General features: G+C 70.5%; 21 protein-coding genes and 1 pseudogene. 7 read left to right on the top strand and 15 right to left on the bottom strand.

Annotation, left to right across the window (positions count from 1 at the left end; all coding sequences use genetic code 11):
- Positions 1 to 137: 137 nt before the first annotated feature.
- The 6 genes from P2L57_RS11770 to P2L57_RS11745 all read right to left on the bottom strand — a co-directional run bounded on the left by P2L57_RS11770 (position 138) and on the right by P2L57_RS11745 (position 5,489).
- Complete coding sequence (locus tag P2L57_RS11770) at positions 138 to 962, bottom strand: tyrosine-type recombinase/integrase (RefSeq protein ID WP_275812429.1); 825 nt, start codon at positions 960 to 962, stop codon at positions 138 to 140.
- 263 nt (positions 963 to 1,225) lie between these two features.
- Positions 1,226 to 1,969 carry a DUF8017 domain-containing protein gene (locus P2L57_RS11765; RefSeq protein WP_275812426.1) on the bottom strand — a complete coding sequence of 248 codons (744 nt, stop codon included), beginning with the start codon at positions 1,967 to 1,969 and terminating at the stop codon, positions 1,226 to 1,228.
- 429 nt (positions 1,970 to 2,398) lie between these two features.
- Positions 2,399 to 2,719, bottom strand: a complete 321-nt coding sequence (locus tag P2L57_RS11760) for a hypothetical protein (protein WP_275812423.1) — start codon at positions 2,717 to 2,719, stop codon at positions 2,399 to 2,401.
- A gap of 55 nt (positions 2,720 to 2,774) precedes the next feature.
- On the bottom strand, positions 2,775 to 2,987 hold the full coding sequence (locus P2L57_RS11755) for a helix-turn-helix transcriptional regulator (RefSeq protein WP_275812420.1): 213 nt from the start codon (positions 2,985 to 2,987) through the stop codon (positions 2,775 to 2,777).
- 574 nt (positions 2,988 to 3,561) lie between these two features.
- Entirely contained in the window at positions 3,562 to 4,236 is a 675-nt protein-coding gene (locus tag P2L57_RS11750; RefSeq protein ID WP_275812417.1) for a hypothetical protein, read from the bottom strand.
- A gap of 539 nt (positions 4,237 to 4,775) precedes the next feature.
- Positions 4,776 to 5,489: a TetR/AcrR family transcriptional regulator gene (locus P2L57_RS11745; protein WP_275812413.1), complete on the bottom strand. Its 714-nt coding sequence runs from the start codon at positions 5,487 to 5,489 to the stop codon at positions 4,776 to 4,778.
- A 132-nt stretch (positions 5,490 to 5,621) separates the two neighbouring features.
- Here P2L57_RS11745 and P2L57_RS11740 point away from each other — a divergent pair, with 132 nt between their 5' ends.
- Positions 5,622 to 6,836, top strand: a complete 1,215-nt coding sequence (locus P2L57_RS11740) for an MFS transporter (protein ID WP_275812410.1) — start codon at positions 5,622 to 5,624, stop codon at positions 6,834 to 6,836.
- 92 nt (positions 6,837 to 6,928) lie between these two features.
- Positions 6,929 to 7,660, top strand: a complete 732-nt coding sequence (locus P2L57_RS11735; RefSeq protein ID WP_275812407.1) for an SDR family NAD(P)-dependent oxidoreductase — start codon at positions 6,929 to 6,931, stop codon at positions 7,658 to 7,660.
- Between the two features lie 87 nt (positions 7,661 to 7,747).
- On the opposite strand, the pseudogene P2L57_RS11730 reads toward P2L57_RS11735, so the two are convergent.
- A pseudogene (locus P2L57_RS11730) lies at positions 7,748 to 7,993 on the bottom strand (site-specific integrase); the annotation flags it as partial.
- Here P2L57_RS11730 and P2L57_RS11725 point away from each other — a divergent pair.
- Positions 7,925 to 8,443, top strand: a complete 519-nt coding sequence (locus tag P2L57_RS11725) for a TetR family transcriptional regulator C-terminal domain-containing protein (protein WP_275812404.1) — start codon at positions 7,925 to 7,927, stop codon at positions 8,441 to 8,443. The pseudogene P2L57_RS11730 and the gene P2L57_RS11725 sit on opposite strands and share 69 nt — an antisense overlap.
- A 236-nt stretch (positions 8,444 to 8,679) precedes the next feature.
- Here the strand turns inward: P2L57_RS11725 and P2L57_RS11720 are convergent, their stop codons facing one another.
- The 3 genes from P2L57_RS11720 to P2L57_RS11710 form a co-directional block, all read right to left on the bottom strand.
- Entirely contained in the window at positions 8,680 to 10,023 is a 1,344-nt protein-coding gene (locus tag P2L57_RS11720; RefSeq protein ID WP_275812402.1) for an FAD-dependent oxidoreductase, read from the bottom strand.
- A gap of 148 nt (positions 10,024 to 10,171) precedes the next feature.
- On the bottom strand, positions 10,172 to 10,786 hold the full coding sequence (locus P2L57_RS11715) for a TetR/AcrR family transcriptional regulator (RefSeq protein ID WP_275812399.1): 615 nt from the start codon (positions 10,784 to 10,786) through the stop codon (positions 10,172 to 10,174).
- Between the two features lie 280 nt (positions 10,787 to 11,066).
- Positions 11,067 to 11,255: a hypothetical protein gene (locus P2L57_RS11710; protein WP_275812396.1), complete on the bottom strand. Its 189-nt coding sequence runs from the start codon at positions 11,253 to 11,255 to the stop codon at positions 11,067 to 11,069.
- A 223-nt stretch (positions 11,256 to 11,478) separates the two neighbouring features.
- Between P2L57_RS11710 and P2L57_RS11705 the strand changes: the two genes are divergently transcribed.
- Entirely contained in the window at positions 11,479 to 12,498 is a 1,020-nt protein-coding gene (locus tag P2L57_RS11705) for a hypothetical protein (RefSeq protein WP_275812393.1), read from the top strand.
- A 41-nt stretch (positions 12,499 to 12,539) separates the two neighbouring features.
- On the opposite strand, the gene P2L57_RS11700 is transcribed toward P2L57_RS11705, so the two are convergent.
- The 4 genes from P2L57_RS11700 to P2L57_RS11685 are packed head-to-tail and all read right to left on the bottom strand — an operon-like array spanning position 12,540 to position 17,413.
- Positions 12,540 to 13,697 (bottom strand): XdhC family protein, encoded by a 1,158-nt coding sequence (locus tag P2L57_RS11700; protein ID WP_275812390.1) that lies wholly within the window; start codon positions 13,695 to 13,697, stop codon positions 12,540 to 12,542.
- Entirely contained in the window at positions 13,678 to 15,837 is a 2,160-nt protein-coding gene (locus P2L57_RS11695) for a xanthine dehydrogenase family protein molybdopterin-binding subunit (protein ID WP_275812387.1), read from the bottom strand. The genes P2L57_RS11700 and P2L57_RS11695 overlap by 20 nt, the downstream gene beginning before the upstream one ends.
- Positions 15,834 to 16,826, bottom strand: coding sequence for an FAD binding domain-containing protein (locus tag P2L57_RS11690; protein ID WP_275812384.1), 993 nt, complete (start codon positions 16,824 to 16,826; stop codon positions 15,834 to 15,836). The genes P2L57_RS11695 and P2L57_RS11690 overlap by 4 nt, the downstream gene beginning before the upstream one ends.
- Positions 16,823 to 17,413: a (2Fe-2S)-binding protein gene (locus P2L57_RS11685; protein WP_275812382.1), complete on the bottom strand. Its 591-nt coding sequence runs from the start codon at positions 17,411 to 17,413 to the stop codon at positions 16,823 to 16,825. Before P2L57_RS11685 ends, P2L57_RS11690 begins: the two co-directional genes overlap by 4 nt.
- 347 nt (positions 17,414 to 17,760) lie before the next feature.
- Here P2L57_RS11685 and P2L57_RS11680 point away from each other — a divergent pair, with 347 nt between their 5' ends.
- Entirely contained in the window at positions 17,761 to 18,339 is a 579-nt protein-coding gene (locus P2L57_RS11680) for a TetR/AcrR family transcriptional regulator (protein WP_275812379.1), read from the top strand.
- Between the two features lie 130 nt (positions 18,340 to 18,469).
- Here the strand turns inward: P2L57_RS11680 and P2L57_RS11675 are convergent, their stop codons facing one another.
- Positions 18,470 to 18,664, bottom strand: coding sequence for a hypothetical protein (locus P2L57_RS11675; RefSeq protein WP_275812376.1), 195 nt, complete (start codon positions 18,662 to 18,664; stop codon positions 18,470 to 18,472).
- A gap of 692 nt (positions 18,665 to 19,356) precedes the next feature.
- Between P2L57_RS11675 and P2L57_RS11670 the strand changes: the two genes are divergently transcribed.
- Positions 19,357 to 19,488 (top strand): peptidoglycan-binding domain-containing protein, encoded by a 132-nt coding sequence (locus tag P2L57_RS11670; protein WP_275812373.1) that lies wholly within the window; start codon positions 19,357 to 19,359, stop codon positions 19,486 to 19,488.
- A gap of 191 nt (positions 19,489 to 19,679) precedes the next feature.
- Positions 19,680 to 20,558: a helix-turn-helix transcriptional regulator gene (locus P2L57_RS11665; protein ID WP_275812370.1), complete on the top strand. Its 879-nt coding sequence runs from the start codon at positions 19,680 to 19,682 to the stop codon at positions 20,556 to 20,558.
- The last annotated feature ends 57 nt before the right edge of the window (positions 20,559 to 20,615 follow it).

The following is a 20,615-nucleotide window of genomic DNA, read 5'->3' as shown; positions in this document are numbered from 1 at the left end:
TCCGGACACACCCGTTGGGGCGCCGAAGGCCAACGCGTGCATTCTAGCAGCTGGCCCAGTCCCGCCCACGGCTCGCCATCATCGGACCGTTGGCGGCATGGAAGCGGATACGTACCGGTGACGGCAGCACCGCACATTCACCGGTGGCTGTCGCCGGGGCCGAGCAAGCTGGTGAGCTCGGCAATGGCATCCGGGGACGGTTTGAAGTAGCGGCGGACATTTTCCGGCTTCTTGTGCCGTGACTTCGCCATCAGCATCAGCAGCGACGCGCCCTGTTCGCCGAGATGGGTCAGGGCGGAGTGACGGTACTCGTGCAGATCCCAGCCCGTTCCCGGCCCCCGCAGCGCGGTGTGCTCGTCGAGCAGCGCGCGGGCCTGCCCGTACGACAGCCGGGCGAACCCGGTGTCGGGGCAGACGTCGCGCGGGCTGACGACCTTGCCGGGGCCGGGCTTTCGGTGGGTGACGAACACCGGTCCGCGGGTGCGGCCCTTCAGCAGCCGCGGCAGGAGCCGGGCGGTGCCGGCGTCCCAGTAGACGGTCTCCAGCACGTAGTCCTCGCGGGCCTGGCCGCGGCGGTGGGCCTTGGTCCGAGCGCCTTTCGCCTTGACCGGGCAGCGGCGTCCGGCGAAGTCCAGGTCCTCGATGTTGACGCCCAGGATCTCCTCCGCCCGGCCCGAGGTCTCGTAGAGCATCCTCCACAGCGTCTTCTCCCGCAGGTGCACCTCGCGCCGGGCGATCAGCCGGTCGATCGTCATCTTCGAGCGGGCCGGGGTCTCGGAGTCCGGCACCGCCAGCCGCTTCGCCCAGGCCGGAACCGCCGGGCCCTCGTAGCCGCGCTCGCGGCACCAGCCGAGCCAGGACAGCACCCCGGCCCGGCGGGAGTTCCAGGTGTTGACCGCCGCGGTGCCCCAGAGCAGTTCGAGGTGCCAAGCTACCGAGGCCCTCGCCGTTTCGGCTGCCAAGGCCGCTGGGAACACCCCGCCCGCGAGGACCGGGTCCGTCCTCTCGGCCGTCACCGCCCGCGGACGGCAACACCGCGCCGTGCAGCGCCTGCACCCCGGCCAGTACGCGCCGCCCCGGGAGAACGACCCCGCGCGTTGACGTGAACTCACAGTTCAGAGGCTATTCTGTTGCCTTTTCGGCTCGCATGCTTATGGCAGTTGGAGGAGGTACCCGCGAAGCGGCCCCCGCGGGGGCCGCTTCGCGGGTACCTCCTCCAACTGCCTCATGAAGCTGAATGGATCCGTCGAAGGCTTCCTTCGACGGTGGTGATGGTCTGCGGCGAGACCTGTTCAGGTCCCGTGGTGTTCGTGAGGATCACGGCCACCACGGGTTTGCCGTCGTCCCCGAGCCAGGCGACCGTGTAGGCGGCGCCGTCTGTGGTGCACTGGTTGGCCTTGGGAACGTCGCTGGCGGTTGCCTCCGCGGCGTAGCCGGTGATGCCGTGCTGGTTGGAAAATGGCGCCGCTGGCGTGTACTTCAGCGTCCCGTGCTGCTTGCTCGTGGGGTCGGTGAAGCCGTAGTAGACCCAGTCCTCCGCGCTCGTCACGGCGGCGTCCTGGAGATTCTTGGCGTCATCGACGGGACGGGTTCCCGCGACGCCCACCGTGTTCCCCTTCGAGCAGTAGTTCGGCTTGTACTCAGCCACCCCTCCCGCCATGACCGCCGGGAAGCCGTCGGCCCCGTTGAAGCTCACGGTGGCCTGCGCGGGTTCGACGGTCCAGTCTTTCGGTACGTCAAAGGCGACGTTGAGGCTACCGTGCTCCACTACCTGCCAACCGGCCACCACGGGTTGGACATCGCCTCCGCTGCTGTTAGGGGTGTCGCCCTGCGGTTGGTTGGTTGTCTGACTTGGAGAAGGCGACGCGACGGGTCGTTTGCTTTCCGTCGTCTTCTTGCCGCCGCTGTGCAGCGCCAAGGTGACGCCCACGCCCGTGGCGATCACCGCGAGCGCGGCACCGATCGCCACCCCGATCACCGCGCGGCGGCTCCGGCCAGGCGGAGTCTGCGGCCCTGGTTGCACGGGAGCAGAGCCGAAGGCTGGCTGATACGGCGGCTGTTGCGGGTAGGCGGGCTGTGGCTGCCATGGCGCAGGCGCTGGTCCGAAACCGGTCGGCCGAGCAAAATTCGGCGGCGGGAGAGGAGGGTCCAGCGGGGACGGTATCGGCGGATCATCGCGTTGCTCTCCTGGCCACATGGCCAGAAACCATACGGGGGTTGATCAACAACCTATTGCGCGGGGCCAGGCATTGCGGCTCCCTTGTGATCCCGTCACGCGACTAGGTGGCCGAGCGGGAGGCGATGCCGTTGGAATACGCGGCACCTGAACATGCGGGTCTACCAGTCCCACGGGCCTCAGTAGGGTCAGCTGGGATGGTCGCCGGGGGGCGACAGGGTCTCAGGTATGCCGAGACCAAAAGACGACGAACGCGACGTAGGTGATGGCGGCGGTGGCCACGAACCAGAAGTACGGATCGCCGCTTCGTCCGGAGGCCAGGTCACCGATGAAGGCGCTGAGATTCCCCACGGTAAGCACCACGCCCGTGCCGGCCCAGGCTCGCCCTGCGATCCGGGCGAAGCGCTCGTCGGGTTCCTTCTCGGTGAGGCCCCGGTAGGTCTCGCTCCGGCGTCCCAGCAGCATTAAGGCGAGACTGCAGACCGCCAGGATCCCGAACGTCACCAGGCCGAGAGCGAGGCGGCCTCCGAAAGTCGCGGCCACGAGGCAGGCGCCTCCGAGAACGAGGAAGAAGCCGGGGACGGACCACCTCGCTGTGCTACTGGTCATCTGCTGGGCCCTCATCGGCATGAAACATCTCCTCAACGCTGACCTTGAAGAACTTGGCCATGGACAGGGCGAGCGGCAGGGAAGGTGTGTACCGCTCGGTCTCGATGGCGTTGATCGTCTGCCGGGAGACCCCGAGGGCCGTGCCCAGTTGGCCCTGAGAGAGCCCTCGTGACGACCGCAGTTCCCTGACGCTGTTTCGCACGTGTAAAGCTTACTTGTCACCTCTCGGCGGTTGTCAAGCTTGCTTTACAGGAAGGGCGGGGCTCGCACGGCGCCTTGCGCACCGTGTTCACCGTGCTGGTGGCCAGTCCGGTATGGAACGGAGAGTGCATCCCTGGCCGCCCCTTGGACGGCCACAACTCAGCCCGCGAGCGCGGCTCCAGCTCCGAGGTGGTGTCACTTCTCACCGACATTTCGCGACGCTGTCATCGACCAGCGCTGTCACAACTCGTCGACAAGCGGTGTCAGGTCTCGCCTACAGAGCCAGCCCCTGCGAGTGCGACCTCTACCTGACCTGCGCGAAGTTCGTCACTACACCCGCCTACGCGCCGCGGCTGCGAGCACGGCGCAAGGTCGAGCACGCCCTCGCCACCGACGCCGCCAATCACGGCTGGGATCGAGAGGTCGAACGCCACCGCTGCACCGCCGACCGCATCGAGAAGCTGCTGACCGACCTTGGCCAGCCCCTCGACCCACCGACGGCCCGGAGGAATCCCGCCTTGGCCCGCCCGATTGAAGTCCGACATGGCCAGCCGCTTCACGCTGGCCGCCGGCGCTCACGCGGTCGTCGGGTAACCGATCTGGACGATGTCCTTGGCCAGATCACCAAGTGTCACTTCCGGGTTCAACGCCGAGACGATCTCCTGGGTCAGCGGCTTGAGATCAAAAACCGCCTGGACCGCGTCCAGGTCCAGCGTGACCTCGAAGACCTCCTCGGCGAACTCCCGGTAGGCATCGGCACTGCCCGCGATGAGCACATCGAACAGCCACTCAGCACCGTCGGCGTCGTCCACGTCCTCGGTCGGCACAACGACTTCGCCACACCTCCACTGGCTGTCGGAGCTCTCGCGCCAGAAGCAGACGGTCGCTCGCGGCAGTCCGTTGTGGTCGGCGAAGGCGGGCTCGTCCACATAGGGACGAAAGACATCAGGGACCGAGTCGAAGAGCCCAGGCCAGGGGGCCGGAGGCGAAACGTGATACGGAGACATCGGCGACTCGTGGTCGCATGCCTGGGCATACACCCCAGCAGCGGAGAACCCGATGGCGTAGTCGTTGCCGGCGCCGTCCCTCATCGAGGCCATCTCCTCGCCCGGCGACCAGCCGGAATCGAAGTAGTAGTACCTCCACTCCCACTCAGGGCTCAGAACGGCATCCAACATCGCCAGGGCCCTGGACCGGTCGTGGACCGTCGCGATGGCAGGCAGCTGCTTGATCACTTCATGCACCGACACGGAGCCATCCAAGCGAAGCCCACTGACACCCGCCGCACCGGCCCCACAGTTGCCGCACCCTCACAACACGCCGAAGGTTGATCAACTTGAACTGCCCACATAAGGAGATGTTGGGCCGCTACTCCTTCCAGCTCCCCGACCCCGGCGGCCTGCGGCCTCTGCGCGACAAGGACGCCACGGACGAGGAATGAGCGCGGTACCGGGGGCGGTCCGGTGACGGGGAGTCGCACCGGAGTGTCCGGCTATCCGGCTCGTTGACCTGCGCGGACGGCGGCCATCCAGGGACACCGCGACGAGGCGAGGATCCGGGCAGCGCAGCGGCGGATCGTGAGCACGGTGCGGGTTTCGAAAGTCCTCAACGGCAACGGGTTGGCTCTGTGCCGGGAGGCCGGATGCGGGGAGTGGAAGGCTACCGTCGCCGAGATCGGCGAGGACTGCCCCGGCTGGGCCTTCCGCCTGTTCCAGCCCGGCGCCAAGCAGGCCGCCGGCCAAGTACACGGCAGGGCTGCGCCGCTCCGGCGCGCCTGCGCGGACTGGCCTCAGCGGCGCGCGAGACCGTCGAGCATCAGCTTCACGGTGAAGTCGAAGCGTTCGTGGTCGGTTCCTGCGGTGAGTTCGGCGGCATAGCGCTTGGTCTGCGGGAAGGTGTCGGGCAGCTTGGAGAACCGGCTCAGCAGCTCGTCCCGGCTGACGACCCACTCGTTGCCGGAGTGGCTGAGCAGGGAGACCTCAAGGGTGTAGGCGTTGACGTAGAGCGTCAGGGAGTCGATGCCCCAGGCGGCCGTCTGCGGGGCGATGCCTCCGGCGAGCAGGATGGCGAGCATGCCTTCGGCAAGGCGCAGCGTGTCCTCGTTGGTGGGGGCGGCAGCGAGCGCGGCCCGGGAGATGCCGGGGTAGCGCAGGTACTGGTCGCGCATCTGGGTGCAGACGCTGGTGATCTGCCGCCGCCAGACGGCGGGGTCCGGCTCGGGCAGGTCGATCTCGGCACACAGGCGGCCGATGAGCAGCTCGTCCAGGTCGTCCTTGTTGACGACGTGGGCGTACAGCGACGCCGGTCCGGTCTGCAAAGCGGCTGCCACGCCGCGCATGGTCAGGGCCTCGTAGCCCTCGCGCGCCACGATGTCGAGCGCTGCGTCGACGACGGCGTCCACCGTGATCGGCTCCGCTCGCCGACCTCGTGCCAGGGGCGCACTCGTATCGGGAACAGGCTGATGGTGCCGCGCTGCGCGCCGTTGCTGAGGAGTCGGTGGCATGTCCCGAGCATACCGGATGAGCGAACCCCGTTCTGCATGTGACGAACGGTGTTCCCTTTGACGCGAGCAGCGTTCTAATATCGAATTGCGTTCGTTGCTCTCGAACAATGCTCCGCACCCGGCGCCAGTGCCGTGCTGCCCCTGCGCGCCGCGTGGCTCGTACTTGTTGTCGTCTTCCTCGGCGAGATCATGGATCTCATCGACTTCAGCGTCGCCAACCTCGCCCGCACCCCCGCCTTGCTGATCGTCGCGCGACTGCTGCAGGGCCTGTTCGGATCCGTGCTGATCCCGCAGGGCATGGCGCTGGTGAAGATCGTCTTCCCGCCTGAACTCCTGCGCAGGGCGCTGATGCCGTTCGGCCCGATCATGGGCCTGGCCACGGTCGTCGGGCCGATCCTCGCCGGCTGGCTGCTGCACCTGGACCTGTTCGGCAGCCAGTGGCGCTCGATCTTCCTGATCAACGTGCCCTTCGGCGTCATCGCCCTCGCGCTCGGCTGGCGCGTGCCGCCCCGCCGCGGCGGCGAGGATCCCAGCGCCCGCCTCGACCTGACCGGCGTGGGCCTGCTCACCGCCGGCTCCGCCCTGCTGGTCATCCCGCTCATCCAGGGACGCGAACTCGACTGGCCGGCCTGGACCTACACCATGATGGCCGGCTCGGTCGTGATGCTCGCCCTGTTCGTCGTCTCCGAGCGCCGCAGCAGCCACCCGGTCATCGCGCCCTCCCTGTTCCGCAAACGCAGCTTCGTGGTCGGCCTGATGGTCGTCGCCGGGTTCTACGGCGCGCTGAGCGCGTTCGTCCTGGTCATCAACCTGCTGCTGCAGCTCGGCATGGGTTGGACGCCGCTGCACACCGGCCTGACGCTGATCCCCTGGGCCCTGGGCACCGCCGTCGCCGTTCTGCTCGGCGGCGGAACGCTCGCGGCGAAGCTGGGGCGTGCCGCCCTGCACATCGGGCTGTCCATCGCCGTCATCGGTGTGCTCGCCCTGTGGTGGTCCACCGCCCACTGGGGCACCGGCATCACCGTGTGGAAGCTGACACCGTCGCTGTTCCTGACCGGCTTTGGCGCGGGCCTGGTGTTCATCCCGCTGTTCGACTTCATCCTCGGCGACGCCACCGCCGAGGAAGTCGGTACCGGCGCGGGCATGCTCAACGCCGTCCAGCAGTTCGCCAACGCCATCGGCGTCGCCGCCCTGGGCACCGCGTTCTTCGCCCGCGTGGGACATCCTTCTGCCCACTCCTACTTCGCCGCCGCACGACTGATCTTCGCCATCTGCGCCGGCCTGTACTTCCTGACCCTGCTGCTCGTCGGGCTCCTGCCCAAGCACTCACAGCAGGCCCAGGAGTGAACCCGGGCTCCGGCTGCGGAGTTCTCCCTGCCCTGGGCCAGGCGGACCAAGAGCACCGGCCAAGGGCCTTCCTACAACGTAAGGAAAACGGCATGACGACAAAGACCGCACTCATCACCGGCACCAGCCGCCCGCTCGGCCTCGGCTTCGCGGTCGCCCGCCAGCTCGCCGAACTCGGCTACCACGTGATCCTCACCGCGCGCGACGTCTCCCGCGCCCAATCCCTGGCCGCACAACTGCGCCAGGAAAACCACCAGGCGACGGCCCTTCGCCTCGACCTCACCGATGCGGCCAGCATGGACGAGGCTGCCGACTACCTCACCCGGACCGCCGGCCACCTGGACGCCCTGGTCAACAACGCATGCGACGCCGTCGACTTCACCGTGCTGTCCGCGCTGGACGCCGACCCCGACGCCGTGCGCTCCGCGCTGGAGGTCGACGTGATCGGCCCCTGGCGTCTGGTCCAGTCACTGCTGCCTCTGCTGAAAGCTGCCCCCGCCGCCCGCATCGTCAACGTCTCCAGCATCTCCGCCCAGCAGATCGCCACCGGGCTCGACCTCGGCGCCAGCCTGCGCGCCCCGGCTTACTCCGTCGCCAAACACACGCTCAACGTCCTGACCACCGTGCTGGCCCGGGCCCTGAAGGACACGCCCATCCTCGTCAACGCCGTCGACCCAGGCGAGACCGCCACCCACCCCGAACGCGGCGACGAAGACAACGCACGTCCCGCCAGCGAAAGCGCACGCGGTGTGGTGTGGGCAGCGACCCTGGACGGGAACGGGCCCACCGGCAAACTCTTCGATGACACACGGCCACTGACCTGACAGCAACCCCGAAACCCCGCGATCCTGCCGGCCCATCATCAAACGAATTTCGGCCCGGCACCCTGACGGAGGCCGGGCGGACGCCCAGCGGCGGCTGTCGCCCGGGGCCAGCAGGCTGGTGAGTTCGGCGATCGCCTCCGGGGACGGCTTGAAGCAGCGGCGGACGTTCTCCGGCTTCTTGTGCCGGGACTTCGCCATCAGCATCAGCATCAGCAGGGAGGCGCCCTGCTCGCCGAGGTGCGTGAGTGAGGAGTGCCGGTACTCGTGCAGGTCCCAGCCCGTCCCCGGCCCGCGCACGGCGGTGTGCTCGTCAAGGAGGCTCTTGCCCTGGCCGTCCTCGACGAGCACTGGGAGGCCCAGCGCAGCGACTGGGCCCGGGCTCTGCAGGACGACGCGCAGCCGCTCTCGCGGCTGCGCCGGCTGTTCGAGGGGACCGAGGCCGGCCTGCGCGCGGGCCAGCAGAGCTGCGGGACCGTCTCCGGCTGCATGTTCGGCAACCTCACCCTGGAACTGAGCAACCAGACCGAGCCCATCCGTAAACGCCTGCAGCAGATCTTCGACACCGAGGTGGAGATGGTCGACAAGGTCATCGCCGAGGCCCGGGAGCGCGGGGATCACGGTGGCGACACCCGGGAGGCCGCCCGGTCGGTCGTCGCCCAGCTTGAGGGCCAGGTGCTGTTCGCCAAGCTCTACAACAACACCCAGCACCTCGAAGCCCTGTGGGACAACTGCCTGTCACTGCTCTCCGCGCGCCGAACGGACACGGCAGCCGTCAGCTCCTGACCAGCCCCGGCCCCGGGTCGTTCGGGTGCTCACTCAGCCGCGTCGTCTCCGTGGCGAGCGACGCGGCAGGCCCGAGCCAGGCCAGGGTCGTTCCGCGCCGGCTTGCCCGTATAGCGACGCCCGAGCCTCCAGCACAGCCTGCTGCACGCCGATCTCGACGCGGTCTTCCCCGGCCTGCTGGACAGCGTCCTCGCCGCCGCGAAGGGGGAGGAGCGGCGGCTCGGCGCCGCCGCGCGCTAGCTCGCCGCGCGTGCCGCGGCCAGCAGCCCGGCCCAGTCCGCGATCTTCACCGGCCCGCGGTCCAGCGTCCGGCCCAGTGCCGCCTCGGCCGCCTCGATGCCCAGCCAACCCGACCACGGCACCGGATCCAGCCCGAACTCCCGCAAGCCGTCCAGCGGTTCGCCCGGCAGCGACCGGGCGGACAGCCGGTCCGCGTCGTCGAGCAACGAGGTGACGGTCTCCTTGGCGCACGGCCGATTGGTGCCGATCACGCCGGTCGGGCCGCGCTTGATCCACCCGGCCACGTACTCGCCCGGCGACGGCACGCCGTCGCGCAGCACCCGGCCCGCGTCGTTGGGCACGATGCCGCGCTTCGCGTCGAACGGAAGCCCCGGCAGCGGCACGCCCCGGTAGCCCACCGAGCGCAGCACCAACTGGGCCTCGACCTCCTCGAACCGGCCGGTGCCGACCACGCCGCCGCAACCGTCCGGAACCGTCCGCTCCAGCCGTACGGCCGCTACCCGCTCGGTGCCGAGCAACTCCACAGGGCGTAGGAAGAACCGCAGATGGATACGGCGCGGCCGGTCCTGCGGACCGCGCTCCGCCCAGCCGCGCAGGGCCTCCAGATTGCGTCGCGCGACAGCGGGGAGCGCGGCGGGATCGGCCGCGAAGGGGTCCATCGCCAGCTCGTCCGGCCGTACGGTGACATCCACATCGGACAGTTGCCCCAGCTCGCGCAACTCCTTGGTGGTGAACTTCGCCTGCGAGGGCCCGCGCCGTCCCACCATGTGCACGTCCCGCACCCGGCTCGCGCCCAGCGCGCGCAGCGCCGCCTCGGGCACGTCGGTGTGCCGCAACTCGCCCGGGCCGCGGGCCAGGATGCGGGTCACGTCGACCGCGACATTGCCCACCCCGATGACCACGGCGGACCGGGCGTTCAGCACGAAGCCGTTCGGCGGTGTGTCGGGGTGCGCGCTGTACCAGGACACGAAGCTGGTGGCGGAGACGCTGCCGGGCAGGTCCTCGCCGGGGATGCCGAGGTGCCGGTCGGTGGAGGCGCCGACGCAGTAGACGACGGCGTGGTAGAGCGACAGGAGCTGGGCCGGGGCCAGTCCCGCACCGTCCACCGGCACGTTGCCGAGGAACCGCACACCGGGCTGCTCCAGTACCCGGCGCAGTGCGCCCTGCAGGGACTTGATCTTCTCGTGGTCGGGCGCCACCCCGTAGCGCACCAGGCCGTACGGGCACGGCAGCCGGTCGAGTACGTCCACCGCCACATCCGGCAGCGCTGTCTGGCGGGTCAGCGACTCCGCGGTGTACACCCCGCTGGGGCCGGACCCGACGACTGCGACTCGAAGCACGTGCGGCTCCTTCCCGTCGGCACCCGAAGGTCCGCCGGTCAGGTACCCGGCCCAGCCGGGTACCCGTCGGTCACTTGCCGGTCACCTAAAGGATCGCACCGCGCGGCGGTGCGCGGGACAGTGCGTCGCCGCCGGTGTGTCAGGTCCGTCAGATCCGGGGCGGCGGCTCGCCCTCCGGCGGCACACCCAGTTTCCAGTCCAGCCCGTAGCGCTGGAACAACTCGGCGCGCAGGCTCGCCAACGGCATCGGCGCACCCGGCAGCAGCAGTGCGACGACCGCACCCATGAGCAGCGCGCGCAGCATGCGGTAGTCCTCCGGCGGATCCTCGGCACCCCAGCGGATCACCGTGTCCTCCAGCAGCGCGGCCAGTCTCTGCTGCTCGGGGCACTGGATGAACCCCTCGTTCTGCAGGATCGAGGCCATATGGGTGCGCATCAGCGTGGTGTGGGTGCGGGTGAGTCCCAGGACCGCGTCGATGGCCCGGGCCATTCGCTCCGCACCGTCGTCAGTGCGCGGTTCGCGTTCCAGCGCCGCGGCCAGTGTCTGATGCATCAGCCGGTGCACTGCTGACTGCAGGAGCGGACGCTTTCCGGGGAAGTAGTAGGAGACCAGTCCGCGCGCCGCGCCCGCCCGGTCCGCGATGTCCGCCAAGGTGGTGGCCTCGTAGCCGCGTTCGTCGACCAGCTCGATCGTCGCCTGCAGCAGCCGCTCGCGGGAACGGCGCCGCAATTCTTCATTGACCGCTGCGCGTCGCGGGGACATGCTGTAACTCCTGCGTTGACTGGCTCCGAGCCAATATACTCAGCGCAGTGCCTCGCGGCTCCGGGCGGTAACGACCCCGAGCGGCGGCGAGGTGTCGGGGGCGCGGCTCGGTACCGGGCGACGCGGGGGATCGTCCGGTGCCGGTGCCGGTGCCGAGGCCGTGGTCCGTGATCATCCCTGTGGCCTGTTCAAGGTGCCGGACGGGTCCGGATCCCGGTGGGCGTCGAGTTCCGGATGCTGGTCCGGGTGGTCTTCACACTCCTTCGCGCGGTCGTGGGTGCTATGCCGTGATGACGTATCTGTTGTCGCACCAGGCCGCGAGCCATTCCCGCTGCCAGTGGGCCAACTCCAGCCGTTCCTCGGGGGTTAGGTCGCCCCGCGTCGTCAGTGCGCGGATGGCGGCCTGAGCCAGTGCCAGACGCACGGAAGCGGGCGCAGGCGTCACCTGCGGCAGGGAGGTCGGGGACATGCGACCCAAGATAGTGGCGGGCACTGACAACCGGCGCTGTCGCCGCCGCACGACATGCCGGATCCGTCAACTAGCCAGCGCCAGCGGCGTCTTCAAGCCAGTTGGCGCAGATCGGAACCCCGCCGCCGCGCCACCGTGCGCTCCTCGTGCCGGCGCCGGATCACCGGGGCACACTGGACGGGCACCGCATGGCCCGATGTCCGGCCGGTTCGAGGAGCGCACGATGGCCCGCGATCCTGATCCCTTCCAGCAACCCGACGGGATCGGCCGCCGTGCCGTCCTGCTCGGCGCCGCCGCCGTCGCACTGGAGGCGGCCGGGTGCTCGGCCACCGGCACGCACAGGGCCACGGCGACGCACCGGCCGACCGCCACCACGTCCACCCCCGGCCCGGCCGCTTCCGGGACCGGGCTGCCGCGCACGACGACGTGGCGGCCGAGCTCCGCTGACGTCGATCCCCAGGTGAAGCTGCGCGCCGTGCGACTCATCGAAGCCCTCGGCGCCTGGCCGCGCGGCGGCAAGGGGGTGGCGCGGGCCCGGGACCGCGTCGCGGCGCTCGGCCTGCCCGCCGCGCTGGCCGACCAGGCGGGGCCGCTGCTGCCCGACGCGGACGAGGCGGCGCTCCAGGTGGTCGAGGCGCAGTACGGCGGGATCCTGGCGGACTCCGGCAGTGTGCTGGTCGTCTGCCGGCAGTGGACCCGGGGCGGCGGCGGACCCCTCACCACGGGCGGCACGACCGTCGACGTACGGCTGAGCCGGGCGCAGCCGCGCTGGGACGTCACGGCGTTGCACCCCGCCCAGCCGGGCCCGGCGGCAGCGTCCCTGCCGGACGACGCCCGCAGGGTGCTGGCCGACTCCCGCATCTCGCTGCCGCCCGCCGGGGCGGCGGACGTCCGCAGCGGTGCCATCCACCACAGCGCTCTGGGGGCCATGCTCCAACTCGCGGGCCGCTACCGGATGGACATCAGCGTCGTACGCTCCGGCCACCCGCTGGATGTGTTCGGCACCAACCGGCCCAGTGACCACCCGCTCGGCCGCGCCTTCGACGTGTGGCGGATCGACGGGCACGCGGTGGTCGACCCGGCGACCTCACGCGGCCTCATCGAATCGTTCATGCGCGATGCGGCGGCGGCCGGTTCGTACAACGTCGGCGGACCCGTCCAACTGTCGGGCGGTGCCACCGCCAACCAGTTCTTCAGCGATGACACCCACCACGACCATGTACACGTTGGCTTCAACACCTAGGGCCCGTAAGGCGGTTCCGTCGCCGTCACCTCCGAGCCGGGTCATGCGGCGGCATGCGCTCCGACCGCACCGCTTCCCGGTTCGTGCGCGTCATGGTGGATCGAGGTCCGCGAGCCGGTCAGGGGAACACCGGTACCGCCCCGCCGGGCCGCGACGATCTCCGCCGCGATGGACAGGGCGGTCTCCTCGGGCGTACGGGCGCCGAGGTCGAGGCCGATCGGCGAGCGGAGCCGGGCCAGTTCGCGTTCGGTGACCCCGGCCTCGCGAAGCCTGCGGTTGCGCTCCTCATGGGTGCGGCGCGAGCCCATCGCGCCGACGAACGCGACCGGCAGCCGCAGCGCGGCCTCCAGCAGCGGAACGTCGAACTTGGCGTCATGGGTGAGCACGCACAGTACCGTGCGGCCGTCGGTCTCGGTGCGCTGGAGGTAGCGGTGCGGCCAGTCGACCACGATGTCGTCAGCCTCCGGGAAGCGGACCCGCGTCGCGAAGACGGGACGGGCGTCGCACACGGTCACGTGGTAACCGAGGAACTTGCCGGTACGCACCAGCGCCGCGGCGAAGTCGATGGCACCGAACACGATCATGCGGGGCGGCGGCACGCTCGACTCCACGAACAGCGTCAGCTCGTCCCCGCAGTGCGATCCGCTCTCCGCGACGGTGAACGCGCCGGTGCGACCGGCGTCCAGCATGGCGCGGGTCTGTGCCACCGCCGTACGATCCAGCTCCGGATGCCCGCCCAGACCGCCTTCGTACGATCCGCCGGGGTGCACCAGCAACGCCCGACCGAGCAGTTCGGCCGGGCCGCGGGCCACGCGGGCGACCGCCGCCGCCTCGCCCCGGGCGGCGGCCGACAGCGCCGCCGCCAACACCTTCCTGCCCGGTGAGTCCGCCCGCACCGGCGTGACCAGGACCTCGATGACCCCACCACAGGTCAGTCCCACCGCGAAGGCGTCCTCCGCGCTGTAACCGAACCGTTCGAGCACCGTCGTGCCGTCCTGCAGCGCCTGGGCGCACAGGTCGTACACCGCCCCTTCCACACAGCCGCCGGAGACCGAGCCGATGGCCGCACCCTGGCTGTCGACGGCGAGGGCCGCGCCAGGGTCGCGCGGGGCGCTGCCACCGACGGCCACCACGGTGGCGACGGCGAAGTCGCGGCCCTCCTCCATCCACCGGTTCAACTCACCGGCGAGATCGAGCATCCCGGCCTCCTCCTGGTTCGGCTCCCGCCAGCAGGACCCGGTCGGGCCGGATCGGCAGGTGCCGGTGGCGTACACCGGTCGCATGCCAGACCGCGTTGGCGATCGCCGCCGCGACTCCCACGATCCCGATCTCGCCGATGCCCTTGATCCCGACCGGGTCGTCGTCGTCCGGGTCGTCCACCCAGTCCGCCTCGATCAGTGGTACATCGGCGTTCGCGGCGAAGTGGTAGCCCGCGAAGTCGGCGCCGACATGGCCGCCCGACGCCTTGTCCCGGAACGCCTCCTCGTGCAGCGCCATGGAAAGGCCCCAGATCATCCCGCCGACGAGCTGGCTGCGCGCGGTCAGCGGGTTGACGATCCGGCCCGCGGCGAAGATGCCCAGCATCCGTCGTACCCGTACCTCGCCGGTGGTGACGTCCACGGCGACCTCGGCGAACTGCGCACCGAAGGCGTGCCGTTCGCGACTCGGCAGCGCGCCGACGGCCTCCGCGGTGTTCGACCGTGCGGTGATCCCCTCGGGCGGGATGCCACCGCCCAGGCTCAGGCGCTCCCGCAGCTCGCTCACCGCGGCCATGACCGCCCAGGCCCAGGAGCGGGTGCCCATCGAGCCGCCCGCGACCATCGCAGGGCCGAAGTCGCTGTCCGCGATCCGCATGCGGACGCGTTCCGGCGCCACCTCCAGTGCGTCCGCGGCGATCTGGGTGAGCGCGGTCCGCGCACCGGTCCCGACGTCCGCCGCGGTGATCCGTACCGTGAAGGTGCCGTCCGCCTCCGCCGTCACGGCCGCGGTGGACGGGGCGGCTCCGGAGGGGAACGAGGCGGCCGCGGTACCGGTGCCGAGTAGCCAGCGCCCTTCCCTGTGCAGGCCGGGACGCGGATCCCGGTCCGCCCAGCCGAACCTGCGGGCGCCTTCCTGGAAGCAAGCGAGCAGATTGCGGCTGCTGAACGGCAACCCGGAGACGGGCCCGGCGTCCGGTTCGTTGAGCGTGCGGAGCGCGATCGGGTCCATGCCGCACTTCTCGGCGAGTTCATCGAGCGCGGACTCCACCGCGAACGAGCCCGGCGCCTCGCCCGGCGCGCGCATGAACGTCGGTGTCGGCACATCGAGTGGCACGACCCGGTTGACGGTGTGGTGCGCGGCGGCGTCGTACATCACCCGCCCCACCCCGGCGCTCGGCTCGACGAATTCGTGAACGGTCGAAGTGAGGCAGTGCGCCTGGTGGTCGAACGCGCGCAGCCGACCGTCGGCGTCGGCGCCGAGCCGGACCCGCTGCGCGGTCGGGCTCCGGTAGCCGACGAGCGAGAACATCTGGCGTCGAGTCAGGACCACTCGGACCGGGCGGTGCAGCACGGTCGTCGCCATCACCGCGCACACCTGGTGCGGGCGCACCCCCTTGGACCCGAAGGCGCCGCCGACGTGCTCGGACCGCACCCGTACCGAGGCCGGATCGAGGGAGAACAGCTTCGCGAGCTCGTCCGCGACCCACATGCTGCCCTGGTTGGAGTCGACGACCTCAAGTCGGCCGTTGTCCCAGCGCGCCATCGCCGCATGCGGTTCCAACGGGCTGTGGTGCTCTTCCGGTGTGGTGTATTCCGCGTCCACGACGGCGGCGGACGCGGCGAGTTCGGCCTCGAGGTCCCCCTTCTCGGTCTCCGCCTGCATATGGGGGGAGTTCTCCGGCGTGTACGTACCGGGATGTCCGGCGGAGAACGCCACATCGTGCGGCTCCTCGTCGTACCGGACCACCAGCGCCTCGGCGGCCTCCCTGGCCTGCTCGGACGTTTCGGCGACGACCAGCGCCACCGGCCAGCCCGCATACGGCACGCGGTCGTGCTGGAAGGGCGCGACGATCGGGTCGGGCCGTCCCAACATGCCTGCGTAGTCGCCGTTGACGCGTGGGGCGTTCCCATGGTGCAGCACCGCGAGGACGCCGGGCATGTCCAGTACGGGGGCGGACTCCACGGAGCGGATGCGGCCGCGGGCGATGGTGGACACCACCAGCCAGCCGTGGGCGAGTTCGGCGTAGGGGATCTCTCCCGCGTAGCGGGCCGCTCCGGTGACCTTGTCCCGGCCCTCCAGGCGGGTGTGCGCGGTGCCGACGGCCCCTGTCACCGCGGTGGTTACCGTCGTCACGGTCATCGGGTGGCCTCCTCGGTGAGCTCGGTCAGCACGGCCACGACGAGGTTGCGCATCAGTGTGACCTTGTATGCGTTGTGGGGCAGCGTCTCGGCGGCTGCCAGTTCGGCATCCGCGGCGGCGGCGAACGCCTCGGCACTCGCCGGTCCTCCGGTCAGCAGCCGCTCGGCCTCCCGGGCCCGCCACGGCCGGGACGCCACCGCCCCGAAGGCGAGGCGCACTTCCCGTACCAGCCCGTCCCGGACGTCGAGGGCTGCGGCGATCGAGCCGATCGCGAACGCGTAGGACGCGCGCTCGCGCACCTTACGGTAGCGGGAGACGGCGGCGACCGGATTCGGCGGCAGGGTGATGCCGGTGATCAGCGCGCCGGACGGCAGCGCGGTCTCCAGATGCGGGGTGTCGCCCACCGGAAGGTAGAACTCCGCGAGCGGCAACTCGCCCGGCCCGTCCGCCGTTTCGTAACTGACGACGGCGTCGAAGGCGGTGAGTGCCACCCCCATGTCGGAGGGGTGGACGGCCACACAGTGTTCGGAGGCGCCGAGGATCGCGTGGTTGTGGTGCTCGCCCTCGATGGCCGGGCAGCCGCTGCCGGGGACGCGCTTGTTGCACGGCTTGGTCAGGTCGGCGAAGTAACCGCAGCGGGTGCGCTGGAGCAGATTCCCACCGATCGTGGCCATGTTGCGCAGCTGGCCCGAGGCGCCGGCCAGGACGGCCTGCGCCAACGCCGGGTAGTGACGCCGCACTTGGGGATCGGCGGCCAGATCGCTGTTGGTGACGGTCGCACCGATGCGCAGGCCGCCGTCCGCCGTGGCCTCGATCCGGCCGAGCGGAAGCTCAGTGACGTCGACCAGCAGGGCCGGCCTTTCCACCCCGGCCTTCATCAGGTCGACGAGATTGGTGCCGCCGCCCAGAAAGCGTGCTTCGGGATCGGTCCCGAGCAGGGCAACCGCCCCGGGGACGTCGAACACGCGCTGATAGCCGAACTCCCTCATGCCGCCGTACCTTCCTCAGTGCGTCCCTGCTGGGGCAGCGCGGGAGCGGCCTGTGCGGTCTCGACCCCCGCCGCCCGCGCGACGGCCTGGACTATCGACACATACGCGCCGCAGCGGCACAGGTTGCCGCTCATCCGTTCTCTGATCTCATCGGCGGTGAGCGGCGGTACTCCCGCCTCGGGGCGCACGTCGGTGGTCGCGGCGCTCGGCCAGCCCGCCGCGTGCTCCTCGATCACCGCGAGGGCCGAACAGATCTGTCCGGGTGTGCAGTAGCCGCACTGGAAGCCGTCCAGATCCAGGAACGCCTGCTGCACCGGGTGCAGTTGGTCACCGTCGGCCAGGCCCTCGATGGTGGTGATCTCGCGCCCCTCGGCGGCGACCGCGAGCTGCAGACAGGAGACGGCCCGGCGCCCGTCGATCAGCACCGTGCAGGCGCCGCACTGGCCCTGGTCGCAGCCCTTCTTGGTGCCTGTCAGATCGAGGCGTTCGCGCAGTGCGTCGAGCAGGGTCGTGCGGTGGTCGACGGGCAGCGTGCGCTTCTCGCCATTGACGTTCAGGGTGATGACGCTGGACGTCGATTGGGCCATGCTCAGCCTTCTTTCGCGTAGGTGATCCCTTGCGGGCGCCGGCCCTGACGCCGACCTGGTCGACCATGAAGTGGAGCTGTCCCCGTCATGCGGGAGCGAGAGCGTCGAGCAGGACGGTCCCGGCAGACGGATCGGGAGGAGATGGAGCTGTGCGTAGCGGGTCAGCCTGGGTGCGGTCGGCGGGTGCGGTGGGCGAATAAGCCGGTCACGATAGTGACCGGCCGTCCACACCGGCCGCAGCTGCCGCTATGGTGAGCCTAAGCGGACAGCTGTCCGCTGGTTTGAACCTACCGGACAGTTGTCCGGTTAGCAAGACCGGGCCGACCGTGATTCCGGGAGGAGGACGAGTGCAACAAGGGAACGAAGCGCCACTGCGCTCGGACGCGCAACGGAATCGCGAGCGCATCCTGGAAGTGGCACTGACGGAGCTGACGCGCTCGGCGTGCACCCCGCTGAGCGCGATCGCGAAGAAGGCGGGCGTCGGGCAGGGGACCTTCTACCGCAACTTCCCCAACCGCGAGGCACTCGTACTGGAGGTCTACCGCCACGAGGTACAGCAGGTCGCCGACGCCGCGCCCCAACTGCTTGAGACCCGCGCACCGGACCAGGCCCTGCGGGAGTGGATGGACCGGCTCGCCCAGTACGCCATGGCCAAAGCGGGCCTGGCCGACGCGATGCGCCAGGCCACCAGCGCGCACGGCAGCCTGGCCAAACTGGGACACGGCCCGGTGACCTCGGCGGTCACGCTCCTGCTGAAGGCGAACGAGGAGGCCGGCACCATCCGCCCAGGGGTGACCCCGGACGACTTCGTGCTCGCCATCGCCGGGCTCTGGCAGATCGATCCGCACGGGGACTGGCAGGCGCGCGCCGGACGGCTCCTGGACCTCGTCATGGACGGACTGAGGGCCGGCGCTCCCGGGGCCTGAGCGACACGCTCCGCCTGGCTGGAGCACAGCCCCTGCCAGCGCTACCGCTACGTCATGTCCCGCCGCATCAGGGCGAGTTGACGCAAGAGACATGAAAGAGGCGCCTGGTCCGAGACGCCAGGTGCGACGATCAGCGCTCCCCGGTCCGACCGAACTGCCCGAGCAGCCCGCAGAGCCGCCGTGCGAGGGCGAGCGGTGTCCGGTCCTCCAGGTACGGCCCGACCACGGCGATGCCGATGGGCAGGCCCCGCGAGTCCCGGCGGACCGCCGGGAACAGTTGCGGCGCGGCCTGCAAGGTAAGCGAGCCGCTACCCGGGGCCGGCACCGCGTGCCGTGTGCACTTGTCGGCGAAGCTGCCAGCTCGCGCCGACGGCCACCGACTCAACGTCCCTTCGGGGCTTGGCGGCGAAAGGCGATCGTCCAGGTGGGCGTGAGTCCCTTCCAACGCGCCTTGCTCCACCCCGTCAGCATCCGCAGGCCCCTTGGCCTTCCCCCTGTCGATGTGCGTCGCAACCTCAACTCGCCTGCGCCGCAAGGGGCTACCCGGCCGTTTCCGCCGTTACCGCGTCCCGTCCCGTCGTCACCGCGGGCAGCGTCGCAGCAGGTCGGAAGCGGGGACGTCCCGTGGTGTCGCCACTTGACCGGCAGCCGTGGCCTCGCCGGGCTCGTCGTCGCCAGCATCGGTGGGGCAAGCCCGCGGCGCTCCACCAGCGCCGCCCATCGGCTCGAAGGGAAACCATCACGATGAACCGGGTACAGCGCATCGCCCTGGCCTCGGCCGCCGCGGCCTCGCCCTGGCTCCCACGGCCCATGCGGCCACCGCGGCGCCCGCCGTCTCGTACCACTGCACAGGCCTCAAGTCGCAGTACAGCTGGCAGACGATGGCGGACGGCAGCTTGGGCTGGACCGCCGGATTCAGCCGGACGATGACCGCGATCGTCGGCTCCGGCAGCCAGCGCGGCGCCACCGCCGAGGCCCAGTGCATGCTGGTGGGCTGGCACTGCAACGCCCGGCGCAGTGGACGGGATATACGGCCCGAACACCAAAGGCGCCGTCCTCGCCTTCCAGCGGAGGAACGGGTTGGCCGTCGACGGGGTGGTCGGCCCGAACACCTGGCGCAAGCTGCGCGTGACCTCGCACTTCTGCTGACCCGCACGACGGTCCGCCCGCAATCGGGGGAGTGGGCGGGCCGTCGCTGCCGCGGCCGCCCGGATCGGGGCGCAGCCCGAAGGAGACCAGAGCCCGCGGAGACGGTGGGTGCGCACTGCACGGACTACCGCACGAGGTGCCGCCCACCTGCGCGCGGTTGACGGGGAGAACGGCGAACGGGGGAACGGCGCATGGGAGGAGAAGCTGCCCGTGCTTCGCGGGTGTACGAGCTGGTCCGCCGGAAGCCGGGACCCGGCCTGCGTGGGCATGTGTTGGGCTATCGCGGGTTCCGCATCACATCGCGGCAGCCGCGTCGGCGCCTGATGGTGCCGGACGGAGTGGTGAAGGTGATGCTCGGTTTCGGCGAGCCGCTGCGCATGCTCGACGCGGTGCGCCCGTCGGCGGTGGTACGGGGCGCGTCACTGGTCAACGCAGTGCGGACCACGGCGGCGGTGGGCGAGCACTCCGGGCTGCTGCATGGCGTCACCGTGCTGTTGACGCCGCTGGGCGCGTACCGGATCTTCGCGGTCCCGATGGCCGAATGGGCGGACCACCCGCTGGACGTGGTCGATCTCCTGGGCACCGGCGCGGGGAGTCTGCTGCAGCGGTTGGCCGAGTGCCGCGAGTGGGGCGCGCGGTTCGATCTGCTCGATACGGTGCTGCTCGCGCGGCTGCGGGCCGGACCGCGGCTCAGCCCTGAGGTCGTCTGGGCCTGGCGCGCGGTGCGGCGTAGCCAGGGCACGGTTCCGGTGGCCGAACTCGCCGCCGCGACCGGCTGGAGCCGGCGGCACCTGGAACGCAGGTTCCTTGAGCAGGTGGGCCTGGCACCCAAGAGGCTTGCTCAGGTGGTGCGGTTGCAGCGGGCGCTGCGGCTCCAGGAGGACGGCATGTCCTGGGCGCAGGTGGCGGCCGCGGCCGAATACCACGACGAGCCTCATTTCGACCGGACGTTCAAGTCGATGATCGGCTGTACCCCCGGGCGATTCCGGGTCGACCGGGCGCACTCCGCCGCGAAGGATCCGCTCGACTTCCTGCCCGGACACATCACCGGCCTGCTGCTGACCGGCTGAGGTCGCATTCGTACAAGCCTCGCGGGTGCTGCAGCCGCCACTGTGGCCACGTCGCAA

The sequence above is a fragment of the Streptantibioticus ferralitis genome (assembly GCF_029223525.1).
Taxonomy (GTDB): domain Bacteria; phylum Actinomycetota; class Actinomycetes; order Streptomycetales; family Streptomycetaceae; genus Streptantibioticus_A; species Streptantibioticus_A ferralitis.
This window is presented reverse-complemented; position numbering and strand designations above follow the sequence as displayed.

What these genes read in the sequence shown, in the direction of transcription:
- P2L57_RS11735 (WP_275812407.1), top strand. Translation starts at nt 6,929, where the DNA reads ATGACGACAAAGACCGCACTCATCACCGGCACCAGCCGCCCGCTCGGC.
- P2L57_RS11700 (WP_275812390.1), bottom strand. Translation starts at nt 13,697, where the DNA reads ATGCTCGATCTCGCCGGTGAGTTGAACCGGTGGATGGAGGAGGGCCGC.
- P2L57_RS11705 (WP_275812393.1), top strand. Translation starts at nt 11,479, where the DNA reads ATGGCCCGCGATCCTGATCCCTTCCAGCAACCCGACGGGATCGGCCGC.
- P2L57_RS11685 (WP_275812382.1), bottom strand. Translation starts at nt 17,413, where the DNA reads ATGGCCCAATCGACGTCCAGCGTCATCACCCTGAACGTCAATGGCGAG.
- P2L57_RS11690 (WP_275812384.1), bottom strand. Translation starts at nt 16,826, where the DNA reads ATGAGGGAGTTCGGCTATCAGCGCGTGTTCGACGTCCCCGGGGCGGTT.
- P2L57_RS11710 (WP_275812396.1), bottom strand. Translation starts at nt 11,255, where the DNA reads ATGTCCCCGACCTCCCTGCCGCAGGTGACGCCTGCGCCCGCTTCCGTG.
- P2L57_RS11745 (WP_275812413.1), bottom strand. Translation starts at nt 5,489, where the DNA reads ATGCCACCGACTCCTCAGCAACGGCGCGCAGCGCGGCACCATCAGCCT.
- P2L57_RS11715 (WP_275812399.1), bottom strand. Translation starts at nt 10,786, where the DNA reads ATGTCCCCGCGACGCGCAGCGGTCAATGAAGAATTGCGGCGCCGTTCC.
- P2L57_RS11695 (WP_275812387.1), bottom strand. Translation starts at nt 15,837, where the DNA reads ATGACCGTGACGACGGTAACCACCGCGGTGACAGGGGCCGTCGGCACC.
- P2L57_RS11665 (WP_275812370.1), top strand. Translation starts at nt 19,680, where the DNA reads ATGGGAGGAGAAGCTGCCCGTGCTTCGCGGGTGTACGAGCTGGTCCGC.